This is a genomic window from Gemmobacter aquarius, from assembly GCF_003060865.1.
GTDB lineage: Bacteria > Pseudomonadota > Alphaproteobacteria > Rhodobacterales > Rhodobacteraceae > Paragemmobacter > Paragemmobacter aquarius.
Map to the genome: position 1 here is coordinate 3,597,884 of NZ_CP028918.1, position 18,282 is coordinate 3,616,165.

Annotated in this window: 19 protein-coding genes; 11 read left to right on the forward strand and 8 right to left on the reverse strand. The window is 62.0% G+C overall.

The annotated features are described in order from the left end of the window. The first annotated feature begins 4 nt into the window (after window positions 1-4). The 3 genes from HYN69_RS17415 to HYN69_RS17425 all read left to right on the forward strand — a co-directional run bounded on the left by HYN69_RS17415 (window position 5) and on the right by HYN69_RS17425 (window position 3,693). Window positions 5-1,033 (forward strand): COG4223 family protein, encoded by a 1,029-nt coding sequence (locus HYN69_RS17415; RefSeq protein ID WP_108436856.1) that lies wholly within the window; start codon window positions 5-7, stop codon window positions 1,031-1,033. Next, a complete protein-coding gene (locus HYN69_RS17420) occupies window positions 1,030-2,496 on the forward strand; it encodes a heme biosynthesis protein HemY (protein WP_108436857.1) in 1,467 nt (488 codons plus the stop codon). The genes HYN69_RS17415 and HYN69_RS17420 overlap by 4 nt, the downstream gene beginning before the upstream one ends. Window positions 2,497-2,595: 99 nt before the next feature. Further along, complete coding sequence (locus HYN69_RS17425) at window positions 2,596-3,693, forward strand: TRAP transporter substrate-binding protein (RefSeq protein ID WP_108436858.1); 1,098 nt, start codon at window positions 2,596-2,598, stop codon at window positions 3,691-3,693. 47 nt (window positions 3,694-3,740) lie between these two features. Here the strand turns inward: HYN69_RS17425 and dnaQ are convergent, their stop codons facing one another. From dnaQ to HYN69_RS17445, 4 genes are read right to left on the reverse strand one after another with little or no spacing between them, the layout of a single operon-like run. Next, window positions 3,741-4,439, reverse strand: coding sequence for a DNA polymerase III subunit epsilon (gene dnaQ, locus HYN69_RS17430; RefSeq protein WP_108436859.1), 699 nt, complete (start codon window positions 4,437-4,439; stop codon window positions 3,741-3,743). Next, entirely contained in the window at window positions 4,432-5,022 is a 591-nt protein-coding gene (gene coaE / locus HYN69_RS17435) for a dephospho-CoA kinase (RefSeq protein ID WP_108436860.1), read from the reverse strand. The genes dnaQ and coaE overlap by 8 nt, the downstream gene beginning before the upstream one ends. Continuing rightward, window positions 5,019-5,858, reverse strand: a complete 840-nt coding sequence (locus HYN69_RS17440; RefSeq protein ID WP_108436861.1) for a shikimate dehydrogenase — start codon at window positions 5,856-5,858, stop codon at window positions 5,019-5,021. The genes coaE and HYN69_RS17440 overlap by 4 nt, the downstream gene beginning before the upstream one ends. Next, on the reverse strand, window positions 5,855-6,457 hold the full coding sequence (locus HYN69_RS17445) for a Maf family protein (protein ID WP_108436862.1): 603 nt from the start codon (window positions 6,455-6,457) through the stop codon (window positions 5,855-5,857). The genes HYN69_RS17440 and HYN69_RS17445 overlap by 4 nt, the downstream gene beginning before the upstream one ends. A 428-nt stretch (window positions 6,458-6,885) precedes the next feature. Here HYN69_RS17445 and hemJ point away from each other — a divergent pair, with 428 nt between their 5' ends. The 7 genes from hemJ (at window position 6,886) to HYN69_RS17480 (ending at window position 14,246) form a co-directional block, all read left to right on the forward strand. Next, a complete protein-coding gene (hemJ, locus tag HYN69_RS17450; protein WP_108437294.1) occupies window positions 6,886-7,338 on the forward strand; it encodes a protoporphyrinogen oxidase HemJ in 453 nt (150 codons plus the stop codon). A gap of 123 nt (window positions 7,339-7,461) precedes the next feature. Continuing rightward, a complete protein-coding gene (gene rho / locus HYN69_RS17455; RefSeq protein WP_108437295.1) occupies window positions 7,462-8,739 on the forward strand; it encodes a transcription termination factor Rho in 1,278 nt (425 codons plus the stop codon). Between the two features lie 24 nt (window positions 8,740-8,763). Beyond that, the gene (gene mnmE, locus HYN69_RS17460) at window positions 8,764-10,038 is read left to right on the forward strand and encodes a tRNA uridine-5-carboxymethylaminomethyl(34) synthesis GTPase MnmE (RefSeq protein WP_108436863.1); all 1,275 of its coding nucleotides are present in this window, start codon (window positions 8,764-8,766) and stop codon (window positions 10,036-10,038) included. Window positions 10,039-10,047: 9 nt separating this feature from the next. Then, complete coding sequence (gene mnmG, locus HYN69_RS17465; RefSeq protein ID WP_174213667.1) at window positions 10,048-11,913, forward strand: tRNA uridine-5-carboxymethylaminomethyl(34) synthesis enzyme MnmG; 1,866 nt, start codon at window positions 10,048-10,050, stop codon at window positions 11,911-11,913. Then, window positions 11,913-12,521, forward strand: a complete 609-nt coding sequence (gene rsmG / locus HYN69_RS17470; RefSeq protein WP_108436865.1) for a 16S rRNA (guanine(527)-N(7))-methyltransferase RsmG — start codon at window positions 11,913-11,915, stop codon at window positions 12,519-12,521. The genes mnmG and rsmG overlap by 1 nt, the downstream gene beginning before the upstream one ends. Next, entirely contained in the window at window positions 12,514-13,335 is an 822-nt protein-coding gene (locus HYN69_RS17475) for a ParA family protein (RefSeq protein WP_108436866.1), read from the forward strand. The genes rsmG and HYN69_RS17475 overlap by 8 nt, the downstream gene beginning before the upstream one ends. Beyond that, window positions 13,332-14,246, forward strand: a complete 915-nt coding sequence (locus HYN69_RS17480; protein ID WP_174213638.1) for a ParB/RepB/Spo0J family partition protein — start codon at window positions 13,332-13,334, stop codon at window positions 14,244-14,246. Before HYN69_RS17475 ends, HYN69_RS17480 begins: the two co-directional genes overlap by 4 nt. Here HYN69_RS17480 and hemW read toward each other — a convergent pair. From hemW to rph, 4 genes are read right to left on the reverse strand one after another with little or no spacing between them, the layout of a single operon-like run. Further along, window positions 14,243-15,397, reverse strand: a complete 1,155-nt coding sequence (hemW, locus tag HYN69_RS17485) for a radical SAM family heme chaperone HemW (RefSeq protein ID WP_108436868.1) — start codon at window positions 15,395-15,397, stop codon at window positions 14,243-14,245. The genes HYN69_RS17480 and hemW overlap by 4 nt on opposite strands. A gap of 3 nt (window positions 15,398-15,400) precedes the next feature. Continuing rightward, complete coding sequence (locus tag HYN69_RS17490) at window positions 15,401-15,775, reverse strand: RidA family protein (RefSeq protein WP_108436869.1); 375 nt, start codon at window positions 15,773-15,775, stop codon at window positions 15,401-15,403. Further along, window positions 15,772-16,383: an RdgB/HAM1 family non-canonical purine NTP pyrophosphatase gene (gene rdgB / locus HYN69_RS17495; RefSeq protein WP_108436870.1), complete on the reverse strand. Its 612-nt coding sequence runs from the start codon at window positions 16,381-16,383 to the stop codon at window positions 15,772-15,774. The genes HYN69_RS17490 and rdgB overlap by 4 nt, the downstream gene beginning before the upstream one ends. Further along, window positions 16,380-17,093 carry a ribonuclease PH gene (gene rph, locus HYN69_RS17500; RefSeq protein ID WP_108436871.1) on the reverse strand — a complete coding sequence of 238 codons (714 nt, stop codon included), beginning with the start codon at window positions 17,091-17,093 and terminating at the stop codon, window positions 16,380-16,382. The genes rdgB and rph overlap by 4 nt, the downstream gene beginning before the upstream one ends. Window positions 17,094-17,220: 127 nt before the next feature. Between rph and hrcA the strand changes: the two genes are divergently transcribed. After that, on the forward strand, window positions 17,221-18,282 hold the full coding sequence (gene hrcA / locus HYN69_RS17505) for a heat-inducible transcriptional repressor HrcA (RefSeq protein ID WP_108436872.1): 1,062 nt from the start codon (window positions 17,221-17,223) through the stop codon (window positions 18,280-18,282).

Here is an 18,282-nt window from a genome sequence, read left to right on the forward strand (position 1 = left end):
GGTCATGGCTTCCGTCACCCCAGAAACACCTTTGCCAGACGCCGATCTGGTGGCCGAGGTCGAGGCGAGCGAAACCCCGCCGCCCGCGCCGCCCAAGCAAGAAGCGGCCAAGCCGCGCAGTCGGGTGTTTGCGGCCTTTGTCGCGCTGGTGTTTGGCGGTGTGTTGGCGGCGGGGGCGGGCTTTGCGCTTGCCCGCTTTGTGCCCGAATTGCTTGCCATGCCCGCCGCGCCTGCCGTGCCCGATGCCGAGATCGAGGCGTTGAAGGCGCAGGTCGCGGCGCTGCCCGCGCCTGACGCCGGGTTGACCGACCGGCTTTCTGCGGTCGAGGCCACGCTTTCGGATCTGGCAAGCCGTGTGGCGGCTGTCGAGTCGCGTCCTGCGGGTGCGGGCGATCCTGCCTTGGCCGCCGAGGTGAAGGCGTTGCAGGACCGCGTGGCTGCGATTGGCACGGGGACGGCGCAGCCCGAGGCGATAACCGCTGCGGTCGAAGCGGCCGAGGCGCGGCTGAAAGAGGCCGAGGCCAAAGCCGCCGATCTGGCAGCGAAGTCTGACGCGAACGCTGCTGCCGCGCGCAAGGCGGCGGCGGTGGACCGGATCGCCGCAGCGTTGGACACCGGGGCGCCCTTTGCGGCGGTGGCTGCAGATATGGAACTGCCGCCTGCGCTTGCCGATCATGCGGCGACGGGGCTTCCTTCGGTTGCCGCGTTGCGCGAGGCGTTTCCTGCAGCAGCGCGCGCGGCGCTTGAAGAGGCGTTGCGTGCCAATATGGGGGAAAGCTGGACCGACCGCGTTTCGTCGTTCCTGCGGAGCCAGACGGGCCTGCGGTCGCTGACGCCACGCGAAGGTGGCGATCCCGATGCGATCCTGTCGCGGGCCGAGGCTGCGCTGGGGCAGGGCGATGTGCCTGCGGCGGTTGCAGAGCTTGATGCTTTGCCCGAGGCTGCAAAGCCCCCGCTGGCGGACTGGATCGCACAGGCAAGATTGCGGACCGAGGGCGAAGCGGCACTTGCCGCACTGGCGGGCGCGCAATGATCTGGACCCTGTTCAAAGTCATAATCTTCATAACGATCGTCGCGGCGCTAACCTTGGGCGCGGGCGTATTGCTCGATACCGGCGGCGGCTTGCAGATTGCGGCTGCGGGGTTCGAATTCACGCTGAGGCCGTTGCAGGCGATCATCGTGCTTGCGGCGCTTTTCGCGGCGCTGTGGCTGGTGATGAAGCTGGCGGGGCTTTTGGTGGCGGTGTTCCGCTTTCTGAACGGCGACGAGACGGCGATCAGCCGGTATTTTGACCGCAACCGTGAACGCAAGGGATTTCAGGCCCTGACCGAGGGGATGCTGGCACTAGCCGCGGGCGAGGGGCGGCTGGCGCTGAACCGGGCGATCAAGGCAGAGAAATATCTGGCCGAGCCGCATCTTACCACGCTTCTGGTCGCGCAGGCCGCCGAAGCCGCAGGCGACACACGGCGCGCGACCGAGGCGTATAAGGAATTGCTTGCCAGCGACACCACGCGCTTTGTCGCCATTCGCGGCTTGCTGAACCAAAAGCTGGCCGAAGGGGATGGCGAAACCGCGCTGAAGCTGGCGCAAAAGGCGCATGAGTTGAAGCCAAAGCACCTTGAGACGCATGACATTTTGCTGAAGCTGCAAGCTGAACAGCGGGATTGGAAGGGGGCGCGCGCCACGCTTGGGGCAAAACTGAAGGCGGGGGCGCTGCCCAAGGATGTGTACCGCCGCCGCGATGCGGTGTTGGCGCTGCAACAGGCGCAGGGCGTGCTGGACGAAGGGGCGAGCATCGAGGCGCGGGAAGCGGCGATCGAGGCAAACAAGCAATCGCCCGACCTCATTCCGGCTGCCGCCATGGCCGCGCGTGCGCTGATCGACAAGGGCGACAGGAAGGCCGCGACGCGCGTGCTGAAAAAGGCGTGGGACGCCAAGCCCCACCCTGACCTTGCCGCCGCTTTCGCCGATATCGAACCGGCCGAGACGCCGCAGGCGCGGCTCAAGCGGTTCAAGACGCTGACCGCGAACCACCCGGACCACGAGGAAACGCGGCTGCTTATGGCCGAATTGAACATCGCCGCCGAGGATTTTCCGCAAGCGCGGCGCGCGTTGGGGAACATCGTGGAAACCCACCCGACCCGCCGTTCGCTGGCGATCATGGCCGCGATCGAACGCGGCGAAGGCAGCGATGATGCCGTGGTGCGCGGGTGGCTTTCAAAGGCGCTGACCGCCCCGCGCGGGCCGCAATGGTGCTGCGACAAATGTCAGGCCGTGCACGCGATCTGGGACCCGATCTGCGACAATTGCGGCGGGTTCGACACGCTTTCCTGGCGCGAGCCGCCCGAAAAGACCGGGCCGAGCGCCACGGGTGCCGAGTCGCTTGCGTTGATGGTTTCTCCGCCGCGCGCGGCACCTGCACCCGAGCCTGAACCGGTCGAGCCGGACGAGCCCGAGGTGATCGACGTCGAGGCCATAGTAAGGCGCGGCGGCTGACGCCACGTCAATTCGGCCCCTCCCTGCGCGAAAGGCTTGCTTTCAGCGCAGGGTTGCAGAAACTTGCCTTCACCCTTGAAAGAAACGGGAGGAGATTTCATGGATCGTCGTTCATTCCTGACCAAAGCCGCCATAGGCGGCGCGGGGGCCGTCACACTTGCTGCGCCCGCACTGGCGCAGGCGGCACCCAAGGTGACGTGGCGCTTGACCTCGTCCTTTCCTAAATCGCTCGACACGATTTACGGCGGGGCCGAGGTCTTGTCGAAATACTTGTCGGAGGCGACGGACGGGAATTTCCAGATCCAGGTTTTCGCCGCGGGCGAACTGGTGCCCGGCCTGCAGGCCGCCGACGAGGTGACGGCTGGCAATATCGAGGCCTGCCATACGGTGGGCTATTATTATTGGGGCAAGGATCCGACCTGGGCGCTGGCCGCTGCGGTGCCGTTTTCGCTTTCGGCGCGGGGGATCAATGCGTGGCATTATCACGGCGGCGGGATCGGGCTTTATAACGAATTCCTTGCCGCGCAGAACATCGTGGCGTTCCCCGGCGGCAATACCGGCGTGCAGATGGGCGGCTGGTATCGCAAGGAGATCAACACGGTCGCGGACCTGTCAGGCCTGAAGATGCGGGTTGGCGGCTTTGCGGGCAAGGTGCTGGAAAAGCTGGGTGTGGTGCCACAGCAGATTGCGGGGGGCGACATTTACCCCGCGCTGGAAAAGGGCACCATCGACGCTGCCGAATGGGTCGGCCCCTATGACGACGAAAAGCTCGGCTTCGTGAAGGTCGCGCCCTATTACTATTATCCCGGCTGGTGGGAGGGTGGCCCGACCGTCCACTTCATGTTCAACAAGGCGAAATACGACGAACTGCCCCCAGCCTATCAGTCTTTGCTGCGGACAGCCTGTCAGGCGGCGGATGCGAACATGCTGCAACTGTACGATTACAAGAACCCGACCGCGATCAAGGCGCTGGTCGGCCAAGGCGCACAGTTGCGGCCGTTTACGCCCGAGGTTCTGGAAGCCTGTTTCAACGCCGCCAACGAGGTTTATGCCGAAATGGAGGCGTCAAACCCCGCGTTTGCAAAGATCTGGGGGTCGATCAAGGCGTTCCGGTCCGAGCATTACACTTGGGCGCAGGTTGCCGAGTATAACTACGACACCTTTATGATGGTGCAACAGAACGCGGGTAAACTGTAAGCGCCAGCACGATAAAGGCGCATCGGAAGGGTTTTCCGATGCGCCGGTTATTGCCGTTTCAGCCAGAGCGCCCCTTCGCCCAGTTTGGCGACGAAGGCGGCGTGGGCGGCGGCTTCGGCTTCGGTGACGCGGGACGGGAGCGGTTCGGGGCGCGGGCGGGGGCGCCAGTCAGCGCGTATTTGCGCGGCAGAGCCTGCGGCAGGGGCCGGATCGGCGCCGAGGCCAAAGTCGGGTTGGCGGCCACCGACGAGTTCCAGATAGACTTCGGCCAGGATTTCGCTGTCGAGCAATGCGCCGTGCTTTTCGCGGGCGGAGTTGTCGACGCCAAAGCGGCGGCAGAGCGCGTCGAGCGAGGCGGGGGCGCCGGGAAAGCGGCTGCGCGCGATCAACAGCGTGTCAGTGGCGCGGCTGTTGGGGAGTTTCGACAGGCCCGCCCATTCGAGTTCGGCGTTTAGGAATTTCATGTCGAAGGCGGCGTTATGGATGACGAGTTGGGCATCGCCGATGAATTCCAGAAACGCGCCTGCGATGTCTTTGAATACCGGTTTGTCGCGCAGGAATTCGTCGCCCAGTCCGTGCACCTCGAATGCGGCGGTGGGCATGGCGCGTTTGGGGTTGATGTATTGGTGGTAGGTGCGACCCGTGGGCAGGTGGTTGAACAGTTCGACCGCGCCGATTTCGACGATGCGGTCGCCTTCGGAAGGCTCAAACCCGGTGGTTTCGGTGTCGAGGACGATTTCACGCATGAGGCACCTGACGGATATAGGCGATGAGGGCATGCACGAAGGCGCGCGTGCTGTCGAGGGTGAGCGTTTCGACGATATGGGTGGAGCGGCGGCGCTTTTCGGCATCGGGCATCTGGCGCGACAGGATGAGATCGAGCTGCGCGGGTGTCATGCCGGGGCGTGACAGGACGCGGGCGCGTTGCAGGGCGGCGGGCGCGGTCACGAGGAGGGTGGCGTGGAACTCGGCCTCGCTGTTTTTCTCGAACAGGAGGGGGATGTCGAGGACGGCGATATCGCCGGTGGTGCTGGCCAGAAAGGCGGCGCGGTCGGCGGCGACGAGGGGGTGGACGATGGATTCGATCAGGCCAAGGGCGGCGGGGTCGGCGGCGATCCATTCCTTGAGCGCCGGGCGGTCGATGCCTTGGGGGGTGAGGGCAGCGGGGTGCAGGGCGGCAATGGGGGCTACGGCGGCGCCGTCGGTGGCGTAAAGACGGTGCACGGCTGCGTCGGCATCCCAGACGGGAAGGCCCGCGTCACGGAACATCTGGGCGGTGGTCGATTTGCCCATGCCGATCGAGCCGGTCAGGCCAAGGCGGAAGGTCATGCGGAGAGGACCGCTGCGCGCGTGGCCTCGTCCACTTCGGGGCGGTGGCCGAACCAGCGTTCGAAACCGGGGGCGGCCTGATGCAAAAGCATGCCTAGACCGTCGACGGTTGTCGCACCACGGGCTTCGGCCTCGATCAGGAACTGGGTTTTGAGCGGGGTATAGACGAGGTCGGTGGCGAGGGCGCGGGGAGAGAGCGTGCCTAAGGGAAGGACGAGATCGGGCTTGCCGGTCATGCCGAGGGCGGTGGTGTTCACGACAGTGGCGGCGCCGTCGATCATCGCGTCGGCCTGAACCCAATCGTAGACGTGGACCTTGGCGCCGAAATCGCTGCGGAGCGCGTCGGCGCGGGCGCGGGTGCGGTTGGCGAGGCGGATTTCGGGCACGCCAACCTCGATCAACGCGGCGATGACGGCGCGGGCGGCACCGCCTGCGCCGAAAACGGCGGCGGGGCCGGAGGCGGGCTGCCAGTTGGGCGCGTGCTGGCGCAGGTTGGCAATGAAGCCCGAGCCGTCGGTGTTGTCGGCCTGAATCTTGCCATCCTTGCGGAAGATGAGCGTGTTTGCAGCCCCGATGAGGGCGGCCCGGTCGGTGACGACATCGGCGAGGTTCAGGATCGCCTCTTTATGCGGGATGGTCACATTGCAGCCGACAAAGCCCATGCGGGGCATCATGCGGAGTGCCTCGGCAAGATCGGCCTGCGCGATGTCGAGCGGGATGTAATGGCCCTTGATGCCGTAGCGTTTGAGCCAATAGCCATGCAACGCCGGAGAGCGGCTGTGCGCGATGGGCGAGCCGATGACGCCTGCGAGGGGGATGCGCGGATGATCTGTCATGCGGAGATGAAACCCCGCTGCGACAGATAGTTCAAGAGCGGCAAGAGGGGCAGGCCGAGGACCGAGAAGTAATCGCCCTCGATGGTGGTGAAAAGGCGGGCGCCTTCCTCTTCGAGTTTGTAGGCGCCGACGGCGTGGCGGATGCTGTCCCAATTGCGGGTGACGTAGTCGGACAGATAGGCATCTGAGGCGTCACGCATGGTAAGGCGGACCTCGGCCACGTGACGCCAGACAGGTTCGGCGCGGTCGTAGAGGACGGCGGCAGAGAGCAGGCGGTGGGTCTGGCCGCGCAGAGTTCGAAGCTGCGAAAGCGCATCGGACGGGGTTTCGGGCTTGGCCCAGCTTTCGCGTTTGAATTCGAGGATCTGGTCGCAGCCGAGGACGAGGGATTCGGGGTGCTTTTCGGCGAGTTTGCGCGCCTTCATCTCGGCCAGAGTGTCCGCGATGTCACGGGGGTGAGCTGCTTCGGCGGTCAGCGCGTGGCGGATCGTTTCTTCGTCGATACGGGCCGGAAGGGCCTGCACGGAGAGGCCCGCATTACGCAAAAGCGTGGCGCGGATTTCTGACGCCGAGGCGAGGATGAGGGGGCGGTCTGTCATCGGTGTCTTGGGGGTGGTCCTGTGGATAGTCTGCGTTTGTTCCTGCTGCCCGCATGGGTGCAGTTTAGACGGATTTGCCGAGGAGGACCGCCGACCGGTGGTTTGTCAAGCCGCGGGTGCCGATCATCCACCTGTTGACGGGCGAGTCACGGGGTTGGGGATGACATCGGTCATGTGCTGCCTGTGCATGGATGGAATGTGGACAAGAGGGGCGCAGCCCGAAAAAAATTTTCTATGTATATCATAGTGTTGTGTTATCTATTTTTGATCTGCTTCCGAGACTTTCGATAGTTATCCACATGTTTTAACCTGTGGATGGAAAGGTGGACGGAATGACCGATCCCGTTGTCCACAGGGCCTACATCATCTATCAAGTAAGAATCTTCTTTTATTTAGAAGATGATAAGAAAGAGGGGCTGTGCCGCAAAATGGTGGGGGATTTTCTGGCCGACTGGTATCTTTGGACCAAGGCGTTCCACGTGATTTCCGTGATCGCCTGGATGGCCGGGTTGTTCTATCTGCCGCGGCTTTTCGTCTATCACGTCGAGGAGGTGGAGGCGGGCAGCAAGACGGATGCGATGTTCCAGACGATGGAGCGGCGCCTGCTGCGGGCGATCATGAACCCGGCGATGGTTGCGGTCTGGGTGTTCGGCTTGGCGCTGGTGTTTACGCCGGGGATCGTGAGTTGGGACGAGATCTGGCCATGGACGAAAGCGGCTTCGGTTTTGGGGATGACGTGGTTTCACCATTGGCTCGGACTGCGGCGGAAGGATTTTCTGGCCGGGCGGAACAGTCTGACGGGGCGGCAATACCGGATGATGAACGAGATTCCGACGCTGCTGATGGTGGTGATTGTGGTCTCGGTCATCGTGAAATTCTGACGCGGCGTTGACTTTACGGGGGCCTTCCCATATTTGCGGCTTTGCAGGGCCGTCCGGCCCGTGGCATTTCCCGTTCCCATCCTGCCTGCCAGCCCTTTTCGGGTGGCTTTTGGACATTTCCCCATGACCGAAACGATCGAACGTTTGAACCTTTCCGACCTCAAGGCCAAGACGCCCGCGGATTTGCTGGCGATGGCCGAGGAATGGGAGATCGAGAACGCGCCCTCGATGCGTAAGGGCGAGATGATGTTCCAGATCCTGAAGGAACATGCCGAGGACGGGTTCGAAATCGGTGGCGACGGTGTGCTTGAGGTGCTTCAGGACGGGTTCGGTTTCCTGCGGTCGCCGGAAGCGAATTATCTGCCCGGTCCGGATGATATTTACGTCAGCCCCGAGATGATCCGGCAGTTTTCGCTGCGGACGGGGGATACGATCGAGGGTGTGATTCAGGCGCCGCGCGAGGCCGAGCGGTATTTTTCGCTGGTCAAGGCGACGAAGATCAATTTCGACGATCCCGAGCGGGCGCGCCACAAGGTACACTTTGACAACCTGACGCCGCTTTATCCCGACGAGCGGTTGAAGATGGAGATCGAAGATCCGACGATACGGGACCGTTCGGCCCGGATTATCGATCTGGTTTGCCCGATCGGTAAAGGCCAGCGCGCCCTGATCGTGGCACCGCCGCGGACGGGTAAGACGGTGCTTTTGCAGAATATCGCGCATTCGGTGGCGACCAATCACCCCGAGTGTTACCTGATCGTGCTGCTGATCGACGAACGACCCGAGGAAGTGACCGACATGCAGCGGTCGGTGCGTGGCGAGGTGGTTTCTTCGACATTTGACGAACCTGCGACGCGGCACGTGGCGGTGGCCGAGATGGTGATCGAAAAGGCCAAGCGTCTGGTCGAGCACAAGCGCGATGTCGTGATCTTGCTCGATTCGATCACGCGTCTGGGTCGGGCGTTCAACACGGTGGTGCCGTCGTCGGGCAAGGTTCTGACCGGTGGTGTGGATGCGAACGCCTTGCAGCGGCCGAAGCGGTTTTTTGGTGCGGCGCGGAATATCGAAGAGGGCGGGTCGCTGACCATTATCGCCACGGCGCTGATCGATACCGGTAGCCGGATGGACGAGGTGATTTTCGAAGAATTCAAAGGTACGGGTAACAGCGAGATCGTGCTGGACCGCAAGGTTGCGGACAAGCGCGTGTTCCCGGCGATCGACATTCTGAAGTCGGGCACGCGGAAGGAAGATTTGCTGGTCGACAAGATCGATCTGCAGAAGACCTATGTGTTGCGGCGGATCTTGAATCCGATGGGAACGACCGATGCCATCGAGTTCCTGATTGGCAAGCTGAAGCAGACCAAGAGCAACAGCGAATTCTTCGATTCAATGAATAGCTGATAACTTTCAACGGGTTGATCCGGTTTGGACACGATTTTTGCCCTTGCCAGTGCGCGTGGTAAGGCGGGCGTCGCCGTCTTGCGGCTGTCAGGCCCGCGCGCGCATGACGCTGTGGTAGCGCTGAGCGGGCCATTGCCGGCTGCGCGGCGTGCCGCTTTGCGGCGGCTGGTCTGGGAAGGACAGGTTCTGGACGAGGCGCTTGTCTTGCTGTTCGACGCGGGGGCGAGTTTTACCGGCGAAACCTCAGCTGAATTGCAGGTTCACGGGTCTGGTGCGGTGGTTCAATCGGTGTTGCGGGCTTTGGCCGGACAAGATGGGCTGCGGCTGGCGGAAGCGGGCGAGTTTACGCGACGTGCGCTGGAAAATGGACGGCTCGATCTGGCGCAGGTCGAGGGATTGGCCGATCTGATCGATGCAGAGACCGAAGCACAGCGTCGGCAGGCCTTGCGCGTCTTTTCGGGGGTGATCGGTCGTCGGGCCGAAGAGTGGCGCCGGAAGCTCATCCGCGCTGCTGCGTTACTGGAGGCGACGATCGATTTCGTCGACGAAGACGTGCCGGTCGATGTGGTACCGGAAGTGCGGGATCTGGTGGAATCTGTTCTGGAAGATCTGCGCAGCGAAGTGGCCGGGTCGAAGGCCGCCGAGCGGATTCGGGACGGGTTCGAGGTTGCTATCGTAGGCGTTCCGAACGCTGGAAAATCTACGCTTCTCAATGCTTTGGCCGGACGTGAGGCTGCGATTACGTCAGAAATTGCGGGTACGACGCGCGATGTGATCGAAGTCCGGATGGATATATCCGGATATGCTGTGACATTGCTCGACACGGCCGGACTGCGCGAGGCACAGGATGCGGTCGAGCGGATCGGGGTCGAGCGGGGAATCGGTCGGGCGCAGCGGGCCGACCTGAGGGTGTTTCTTGACACGGGCGAGACGATAGCGGGTATTGCCCCGACGGATGGTGACGTGGTTGTGCGTGCCAAGGGAGACCTGCACGGCACGGGCGTTTCGGGGCTGACGGGGCAGGGTGTCGACGCTTTGCTGGAACAGATTTCGGCGCGATTGGAGCAGATGACCGAGGGCGCGGGCATTGTGACGCGCGAACGGCATCGGCAGTTCATAATGGCGGCGATCGGGGCTATGGAATCGGCGCGGGTTGAGGTAGAGAGAGGTCCAGCGCGGACCGAGATTGCCGCGAACGAGCTGCGGGTAGCTATTCGGGCGTTGGAAGGGCTTGTCGGGCGGATCGACGTTGAAAACTTGCTGGACGAGATATTCTCCAGCTTTTGCATCGGAAAGTGAATGTTTCACGTGAAACACTACGATGTCATAGTCATCGGCGGAGGACATGCCGGATCAGAAGCTGCAGCGGCCGCTGCGCGGATGGGTGCGCGGACCGCGCTTGTCACGCTGAAAGCCGGGTCGATTGGCGTCATGTCCTGCAATCCGGCAATCGGCGGGTTGGGTAAGGGCCATCTGGTCCGCGAGATCGACGCTATGGACGGGGTGATGGCGCGGGCGGCGGATGCAGCGGCGATCCAGTACCGTTTGTTGAACCGGCGAAAGGGTCCGGCTGTTCAGGGGCCGCGCGCCCAGGCTGATCGTTTGCTCTATCGCTCTGCGATGCAGAATTTGTTGTCGCAGCAGAGCGGGCTGGACGTTGTCGAGGGCGAAGTTACCGATCTGCTGCAGGAAAATGGACGGGTTAGCGGGGTTGTGCTGTCGGATGGCACTGATCTGCGGGCGCGTTCGGTCATTTTGACGGCGGGTACTTTTCTGAACGGTGTTATTCATATCGGTGACGTTCGTCGCCCCGGGGGGCGTATGGGCGATGCGCCGTCGTCCTTATTGGCGGAGCGTCTGGCTGCGCTTGACCTCTCTCGGGGTAGGTTGAAGACGGGCACGCCGCCGCGGCTTGATGGTCGGACGATCGACTGGAGCGTTCTGGATGAACAGCCGGGCGACGAAGATCCGGTGGTGTTTTCCTTTTTCAACTCCAGGCCACAGGTTCGTCAGATATCCTGCGGGATCACCCATACCAACCCTGAGACACACCAGATCGTGCGGGACAACCTTGAAAAGTCCGCAATGTATGGTGGGCACATCGAAGGCGTGGGGCCGCGATACTGTCCGTCGATCGAAGACAAGGTTGTCCGGTTTTCGGATAAAGAATCGCATCAGGTTTTTCTCGAACCGGAAGGCTTGGACGATCACACGGTCTATCCGAACGGGATTTCGACATCACTGCCCGCCGAGGTGCAAGAGCGTTACGTCAGATCGATCCGCGGGCTTGAGCGGGTTCAAATTTTGCAACCCGGGTACGCAATCGAATATGATTACTTTGACCCTCGGGGTTTGCGCGGAACGCTTGAGGTTAAGGGGCTGTCTGGCCTTTTCTTTGCCGGACAAATAAACGGAACTACTGGATATGAAGAGGCGGCGGCGCAGGGGTTGGTGGCCGGATTGAATGCGGCTGCGGCGGCGTTGGGGCGCGACAGCATTCATTTCAGCCGGACCGACAGCTATATCGGAGTCATGGTTGACGATCTGGTGACCCGTGGCGTGACCGAGCCCTATAGGATGTTTACCTCGCGTGCCGAATTCCGGCTCGCGTTGCGCGCTGACAACGCCGATCAGCGCCTGACACCGGTTGCGATCAGCCTGGGAATCGTTTCAGAGCAGCGTCGGGCAGCGTTCGGAGAGAAGGCGCGGCAGCTTGGGTCTGCCAAGACGGCGCTAGATTCTGTCCGGCTTTCGTCAAAGGATCTGGCTGATACGCCGCTAAAAGTGAGTCAAGACGGCGCTCGCAGAAGCGGATTCGATCTGCTTTCGTTTGGAGAGGAAGCGCTTGCAGTGGTCGAGGGATTTTGTCCCGAGTTCGCGGCATTTCCGGAACAGATCAAGCGGCAGGTTGCGACTGACGCACTGTACGCACAGTATTTGCACCGCCAGACGAACGACGCCGCGCTTTTGCGCCGTGAGGAGAACGAGGCGATACCGTCAGATTTCGACTACGCTGGTTTGTCCGGCCTTTCGAATGAGCTGAAACTGAAGCTGTGCCGACATTTGCCTGAGAATCTCGCTCAAGCCAGCAGGATCGAGGGAATGACGCCAGCAGCGCTGACGCTTATTCTCGCGCATTTGCGTAAGGCGAGGCGTGCTTCGGTGTCTGCCTGATGCTGGCTATTGGCCCTGACCTGACTGTTTCACGTGAAACAGCCGACAAATTGCGTCGGCTTTCTGACCTGTTGGCGAAGTGGAACCCTACGATCAATCTGGTCTCCAAGTCTTCGATCGGGTCAGCGTGGGAGCGTCATATTCTGGATTCGGCGCAACTTTACCCGCAGCAAATGTTTCGTCATTGGGTTGACCTGGGCAGTGGCGGCGGATTTCCCGGTGTCGTGATTGCGATCATTGCTGCCGAACGAAATCCGGAGGCGCAATTCACGCTTGTCGAGGTTGATCAGCGCAAGGCTGCCTTCCTGCGCGAGGCTTCCCGGGAACTGGCGATTGCCCCTGCAATACTTACCGAACGGATCGAAGCTGTCGGCCCTTTGAATGCCGATATGCTCTCGGCCCGCGCACTAGCGCCGCTTGGCGGTCTTTGCGGCTTTGCATCAAGGCATTTGGCGCGTGGTGGCACGGCGCTGTTTCCGAAAGGCGCCTCATGGCGCGCGGAAGTGGATGAAGCGCGTAAGAACTGGACGTTCTCGCTGGATGTCGTGCCAAGCATGACTGACCCGCAAGCTGTTGTTTTGAAAGTGAAAGATATCAACCATGTCTGATCCCACGCGGAACCATGCGGCGCGGATAATCGCCATAGCCAACCAGAAGGGTGGCGTGGGCAAGACTACGACGGCCATAAACCTCGCTGCCGGGTTGGCGGAAGCGGGGGCAAAGGTGCTGTTGGTCGACCTTGATCCGCAGGGCAACGCTTCGACCGGCTTGGGCGTTGCGAGCGAGGATCGGCGTTTGACAACCTATGATCTTTTGATTGATGACGCCCCGCTGAGCGACGTCATCCAGCAGAGCAGTGTCGCGAATCTTTGGATATGCCCGGCGAATGCGGATCTGTCTTCGGCTGATATGGAGCTGTTTTCCAACGAGAAACGCAGCTTTTTGTTACATGATTCCCTTCGGCAACCGGCGATCGATACGTTCGGTTTCGACTTCATCCTGATAGACTGCCCCCCGTCGCTGAGCCTGCTTACGGTGAATGCGATGGTTGCTTGCCATTCGGTTCTTGTCCCGCTTCAGTCGGAATTCTTTGCGCTGGAAGGGCTATCGCAACTGATGCTCACGATCCGTGAGGTGCGACAGACGGCAAACCCCTCGTTACGGATCGAGGGCGTGGTCCTTACAATGTATGACGGGCGTAACCGGCTTAGCCAGCAGGTCGAGACTGACGCGCGCCAGACACTGGGCGATCTGGTGTTCGCGACGATCATTCCCCGCAATGTGCGTGTTTCCGAAGCGCCGTCCTTCGCGATGCCTGTCCTGAGCTACGACTCGGCGTCAAAGGGAAGTGAAGCCTATCGCGCCCTTGCCGCGGAAATCATCACCCGACACCCGATCGCCCACAGCAAGGAGCCCGCATGATGGACAGGAAAAACGAACGGCGCGGTCTGGGGCGGGGCCTGTCGGCCCTTATGGCCGATGTCAACGTCGAGCTTGACCCTCTGGCGCCGGATCGTCCGCGTCGGCCCGATATGCTTGTGCCAGTCGAGAAGCTGATCCCGAACCCGAACCAGCCGCGCCGCGATTTTCAACCGGAAGCTTTGCAGGAACTGGCCGATTCCATCCGCCTCAAGGGTATCATCCAACCTTTGATCGTGCGGCAGATCGGGACCGGGGACCGTTATGAAATCGTTGCTGGCGAGCGCCGCTGGCGGGCAGCACAACTGGCCCAGGTTCATGAACTTCCGGTGATCTTGCGCGATTTCAGCGATTCCGAAGTGATCGAAGTCGCGATCATCGAAAACATCCAGAGGGCTGACCTTAATGCGGTTGAAGAGGCGCTAGCCTACAAGCAGTTGATGGAACGCTTCGGTCACACACAAGAAAAGGTAGCCGAGGCGCTTTCGAAAAGTCGTAGTCACATTGCAAACCTGCTGCGGCTCCTTAATTTGCCCGATGACGTACAGGGCCTTGTGCGCGAGGGCAAGCTTTCGGCCGGCCATGCGCGCGCTCTGATCACCTCGCCGCGCGCTTCCGAACTTGCCCGTCAGGTTGTCGAACGGAACCTTTCTGTTCGCGAAACCGAGGCGTTGGCGAAGCATCCGGAGCAAAAGGGTGCCGGGAAATCATCGGGTCCGCGGCCGCGGGTGGAGAAAGACGCGGATACGCGCGCATTGGAAAACGATCTATCCGCAAACCTGAACATGCGCGTGGTCATCGAGCACGGGGTTTTGGGCGAGGGGGGCACGCTGACCGTGCATTACCGGTCGCTCGACGATCTGGATATGCTGTGTTCTGCCCTTTCGGTAGCGCGGCGCGATCTGGCGATTTAGGCGAGCAGTTCACGCAGCACACCGTTCAGGACGATCCGCCCGCTTGCACTGGCGGTAAGGCGCCCGCCTGTGGCTGTGACAAGGCCCAGATCGGTCAGGTTCGCAATGCGTCCCGGGTCGAGTTCGGCCCCGTTCAGCCGTTCGAAGCGGGCGATATCCATTCCTTCGGTTAGCCGCAGCGACATCAACATGTATTCGGTCGCCTGATCGGCGGACGCGATCGGCTCGCGCGGCTGCTCGCCCGCTTTTTCTGCCTCGACAAGGGCCAGCCATGCGCCCGGAGCGCGGGGAGCTTCGGTGGCCCAGCGCGTTTCGTCCAGCGTCAGCCGCCCATGCGCTCCGGGACCGATGCCGATGTAATCGCCCATCCGCCAATAGATCAGATTGTGGCGGCTTTCCGATCCGGGGGCCGCGTGGTTTGACACCTCGTAGGCGGGCATGCCATGGGCTGCACAGACCTCTTGGGTGACCTCGTACATGTCGGCTTGCACGTCGTCATCGGGAAGGCCGCGCAGCCTGCCGCGTGCAAAGCGGTCGCCAAAGGCGGTGCCGTCTTCGATGGTCAATTGATACATCGACAGATGGTCGACGGCCATCGACAGCGCGGCAGTCAGCTCTGCACGCCAGTCTTGCAAGCTTTGGTCTTGCCGCGCATAGATCAGGTCAAAGCTGACACGATCAAAGCAATTTCGTGCGATTTCAAAGGCTTGCGTTGCTTCCGCCACTGAATGCAGCCGTCCGAGGCGGCGCAGGTCGGTATCGTTCAGCGCTTGCACGCCCATCGAAACCCGCGTCACACCCGCGTCGCGATAGCCGCGGAAGCGCCCGGCCTCGACCGAGCCCGGGTTCGCCTCCAGTGTGATTTCCGGATCGTTCACCATCGGCCAGGTGGCGCGGATCGCAGTCAGGATGTCCGCTACGATGCCCGGATCCATCAGCGAAGGCGTCCCGCCCCCGAAGAACACGGTTTGCAGCACGCGGCCTTTGGTTTCGGCCCCAAGGCGGGCAATTTCGCGCAGGTAGGCATTGCGCCAGCGGGTCTGGTCGATGCTGGCGGCGACGTGGCTGTTGAAATCGCAATAGGGGCATTTCGACTGGCAGAACGGCCAGTGCAGATAGAGCCCGAAGCCGCCTGCTTGCCAGTCTTGCATCGCTTATCCTTTGAAAGCCGTAACCTCGATCTCGACCTTCATTTCGGGGCGGATCAGGCCGGCGATCACCATCGTCGCGGCGGGGCGAATGTCGGCAAGCGCCGCGCCCAAGGCGGGCACCAGGTCTTCGACCAGCGCAGTATCGGTGACGGTGTATTGGACGCGCACGATATCGTCCATCGTGAAGCCTGCTTGGGTCAGCACCGAACCGATGGTGGCAAAGCAGTTGCGGGCCTGATCGGCGATGCCTTCAGGCATGGTCATGGTGGCGTAGTCGTAACCGGTGACGCCTGAAACAAAGCACCAACCGCCTTTGACGACCGCACGGCTATAGCCCATCGTCGCCTCGAACGGCGATCCTGTGGAAATGCGTTTCATGTGAAGCATCCTTTCACCAGCTTACGGAAGGCATCGGCGCGATGGCTGATCTCGTTCTTCTTCCAGCGGTCCATTTCGCCACAGGTGATGTCATGGCCATCCGGCTGGAACATCGGGTCATAGCCGTGGCCCTGCGTGCCGCGCATGGGCCAGACGACCTGACCGTGCATCACGCCTTCGAACACTTCGTCGTGCCCGTCTGGCCATGCGAGGACGAGCGTGCTGCGAAACTGGGCGCGACGGGGGTAGGGGGCGTTCATCGCTTCGAGTTCGGACCAGACGCGGGTCATGCCGATGGTGAAATCGCGGCCCATCGGGGTTTCGGTCCAGTCGGCAGTGTAAACCCCGGGCGCGCCGCCCAAGGCATCGACCGATATGCCGGAATCGTCGGCTAAAGCGGGCAGGCCTGACGCTTTGGCGGCGAAATGCGCCTTGATGCGGGCGTTGCCGATAAAGGTGGTTTCCGTCTCGGCGGGTTCGGAAAGGCCGAGCTCTCCCGCCGAGGTGACGTTTACCGAATACGGCTCTAACAAGGCCGAAATCTCTTCCAGCTTGCCCTTGTTATGGGTCGCGACCAATAGCCGTGGTTCGGTAAACTTACGCATCAGGCCAAGGCTGCTTTCTGTGCGGCGACCAGTTCGGCGCAGCCCGCTTCGGCGAGGTCGAGCAATTGGCCCATTTCATCGCGCGAGAAGGTCGCGCCTTCGGCAGACATCTGCACTTCGATCAGCCGGCCCCGGCCGGTCAGGATGAAGTTGCCGTCGGTGCCAGCGGTCGAATCCTCGGCATAGTCGAGGTCGAGCACGGCTTGGCCCGCGTAGATGCCGCATGAAATTGCGGCGACGTGGTCGATGATCGGGTCGCTGACGATCGCGCCGGATTTCAGCAGTTTCGCCACGGCGAGTTGCAGCGCGACAAATCCGCCGGTGATCGATGCGCAGCGGGTGCCGCCATCGGCCTGGATCACGTCGCAATCGATGACGATCTGGCGTTCGCCCAGTGCCGAACGGTCGACGCCTGCGCGCAGGGCGCGGCCGATCAGGCGCTGGATTTCCTGCGTGCGGCCAGATTGCTTGCCCGCCGCCGCTTCACGCCGCGTACGCGAATTGGTGGCGCGGGGCAGCATGCCGTATTCCGCCGTGACCCAGCCAAGGCCTGTGTTTTTCAGGAAAGGCGGGGCCTTGTCTTCGATCGTGGCCGAGCAGAGGACGTGGGTTTCGCCCATCTTGATCAGGCACGATCCTTCGGCGTGTTTCATCACATTGGGTTCGATGCTGATGAGCCGCGGTTCGTTGAGTTTCCGGCCGGATGGGCGCATGTCTTGATCCTTGTATCGATTGGGGTCAGATACGCAGTCAGGCCCCTTCTGTGCAAGCCTGTTTCAGGCGGCGATTGACGGGCGGCAGGGGCAGGGTAATCTCGGTCTCTGCGTAGAGAGGCGGACAATGACGGACGGTTCGAAAATCCTGTCAGATATGAACGACCGCTCGCGCGAGGTGTTTCGCCGCGTGGTCGAAGGGTATCTGGAGTCGGGCGATCCGGTAGGGTCGCGCACGCTGACGCGCAGCATGACCGAAAAGCTTTCGGCGGCGACGATCCGAAACGTGATGCAGGATCTGGAGTTTCTGGGGCTTCTGGACAGCCCGCATGTCTCGGCGGGGCGGATTCCGACGCAGCTGGGGTTGCGGATGTTCGTCGACAGCCTGCTCGAGGTGGGCAGTCTGGCAGATGAGGATCGCGAGCGGATCGACGCGACCACCGGGTCGAACGATCAGGACGTGGCGTCCTTGCTTGACCATGTCGGTGCGGCGCTGTCGGGCATCACGCGGGGGGCCAGTCTGGTGCTGGCGCCCAAGGTGGAAGCGCCGATCCGGCATATCGAATTCGTGTCGCTGTCGCCCGATCGCGCATTGGTGGTGTTGGTGCTGGCCAACGGGCAGGTCGAGAACCGGATTTTCACCCCGCCGCCCGGCCAGACGCCCAGTTCGATGCGCGAGGCCGCGAATTTCCTGAACGCGCTGGCCGAGGGCAAGACGCTGACCGAGTTGCGCCGGACCATCACGGCGGAAATCGGCAAGCGGCGTCAAGAGATCGACGTGTTGGCGCAAGATCTGGTGCAGTCGGGTCTGGCGGTCTGGGAAAACCCCGGAGAGACATCCGAGCGGCTGATCGTGCGTGGCCGGGCGAACCTGATCGAGGAAGAGGGCATCGACCTTGAACGGATTCGCAGCCTGTTCGACGATCTGGAGCGCAAGCGCGACATCGCCGAATTCCTCGAATTGGCGGAAACCGGCGAGGGGGTGCGTATTTTTATCGGGTCCGAGAACAAACTCTTCTCACTTTCGGGTTCAAGTCTCGTCGTTTCTCCTTATATGAACGCGGATCGGAAAATCATCGGCGCGGTGGGCGTGATTGGTCCGACCCGGCTGAATTATGGCCGGATCGTTCCCATCGTGGATTACACCGCGCAACTCGTCGGACGGTTGATGTCTGATCGGGGCAAGTGA

Excerpts from the sequence above, each read along its gene's own strand:
- HYN69_RS17440 (WP_108436861.1), bottom strand. The coding sequence starts at position 5,858 with ATGACAGATCATCCGCGCATCCCCCTCGCAGGCGTCATCGGCTCGCCC.
- HYN69_RS17475 (WP_108436866.1), top strand. The coding sequence starts at position 12,514 with ATGTCTGATCCCACGCGGAACCATGCGGCGCGGATAATCGCCATAGCC.
- dnaQ (WP_108436859.1), bottom strand. The coding sequence starts at position 4,439 with ATGCGTGAAATCGTCCTCGACACCGAAACCACCGGGTTTGAGCCTTCC.
- HYN69_RS17425 (WP_108436858.1), top strand. The coding sequence starts at position 2,596 with ATGGATCGTCGTTCATTCCTGACCAAAGCCGCCATAGGCGGCGCGGGG.
- hemJ (WP_108437294.1), top strand. The coding sequence starts at position 6,886 with ATGGTGGGGGATTTTCTGGCCGACTGGTATCTTTGGACCAAGGCGTTC.
- HYN69_RS17480 (WP_174213638.1), top strand. The coding sequence starts at position 13,332 with ATGATGGACAGGAAAAACGAACGGCGCGGTCTGGGGCGGGGCCTGTCG.
- rph (WP_108436871.1), bottom strand. The coding sequence starts at position 17,093 with ATGCGCCCATCCGGCCGGAAACTCAACGAACCGCGGCTCATCAGCATC.
- rsmG (WP_108436865.1), top strand. The coding sequence starts at position 11,913 with ATGCTGGCTATTGGCCCTGACCTGACTGTTTCACGTGAAACAGCCGAC.
- rho (WP_108437295.1), top strand. The coding sequence starts at position 7,462 with ATGACCGAAACGATCGAACGTTTGAACCTTTCCGACCTCAAGGCCAAG.
- HYN69_RS17420 (WP_108436857.1), top strand. The coding sequence starts at position 1,030 with ATGATCTGGACCCTGTTCAAAGTCATAATCTTCATAACGATCGTCGCG.
- hrcA (WP_108436872.1), top strand. The coding sequence starts at position 17,221 with ATGACGGACGGTTCGAAAATCCTGTCAGATATGAACGACCGCTCGCGC.
- HYN69_RS17445 (WP_108436862.1), bottom strand. The coding sequence starts at position 6,457 with ATGACAGACCGCCCCCTCATCCTCGCCTCGGCGTCAGAAATCCGCGCC.
- HYN69_RS17490 (WP_108436869.1), bottom strand. The coding sequence starts at position 15,775 with ATGAAACGCATTTCCACAGGATCGCCGTTCGAGGCGACGATGGGCTAT.
- coaE (WP_108436860.1), bottom strand. The coding sequence starts at position 5,022 with ATGACCTTCCGCCTTGGCCTGACCGGCTCGATCGGCATGGGCAAATCG.
- hemW (WP_108436868.1), bottom strand. The coding sequence starts at position 15,397 with ATGCAAGACTGGCAAGCAGGCGGCTTCGGGCTCTATCTGCACTGGCCG.
- HYN69_RS17415 (WP_108436856.1), top strand. The coding sequence starts at position 5 with ATGGCTTCCGTCACCCCAGAAACACCTTTGCCAGACGCCGATCTGGTG.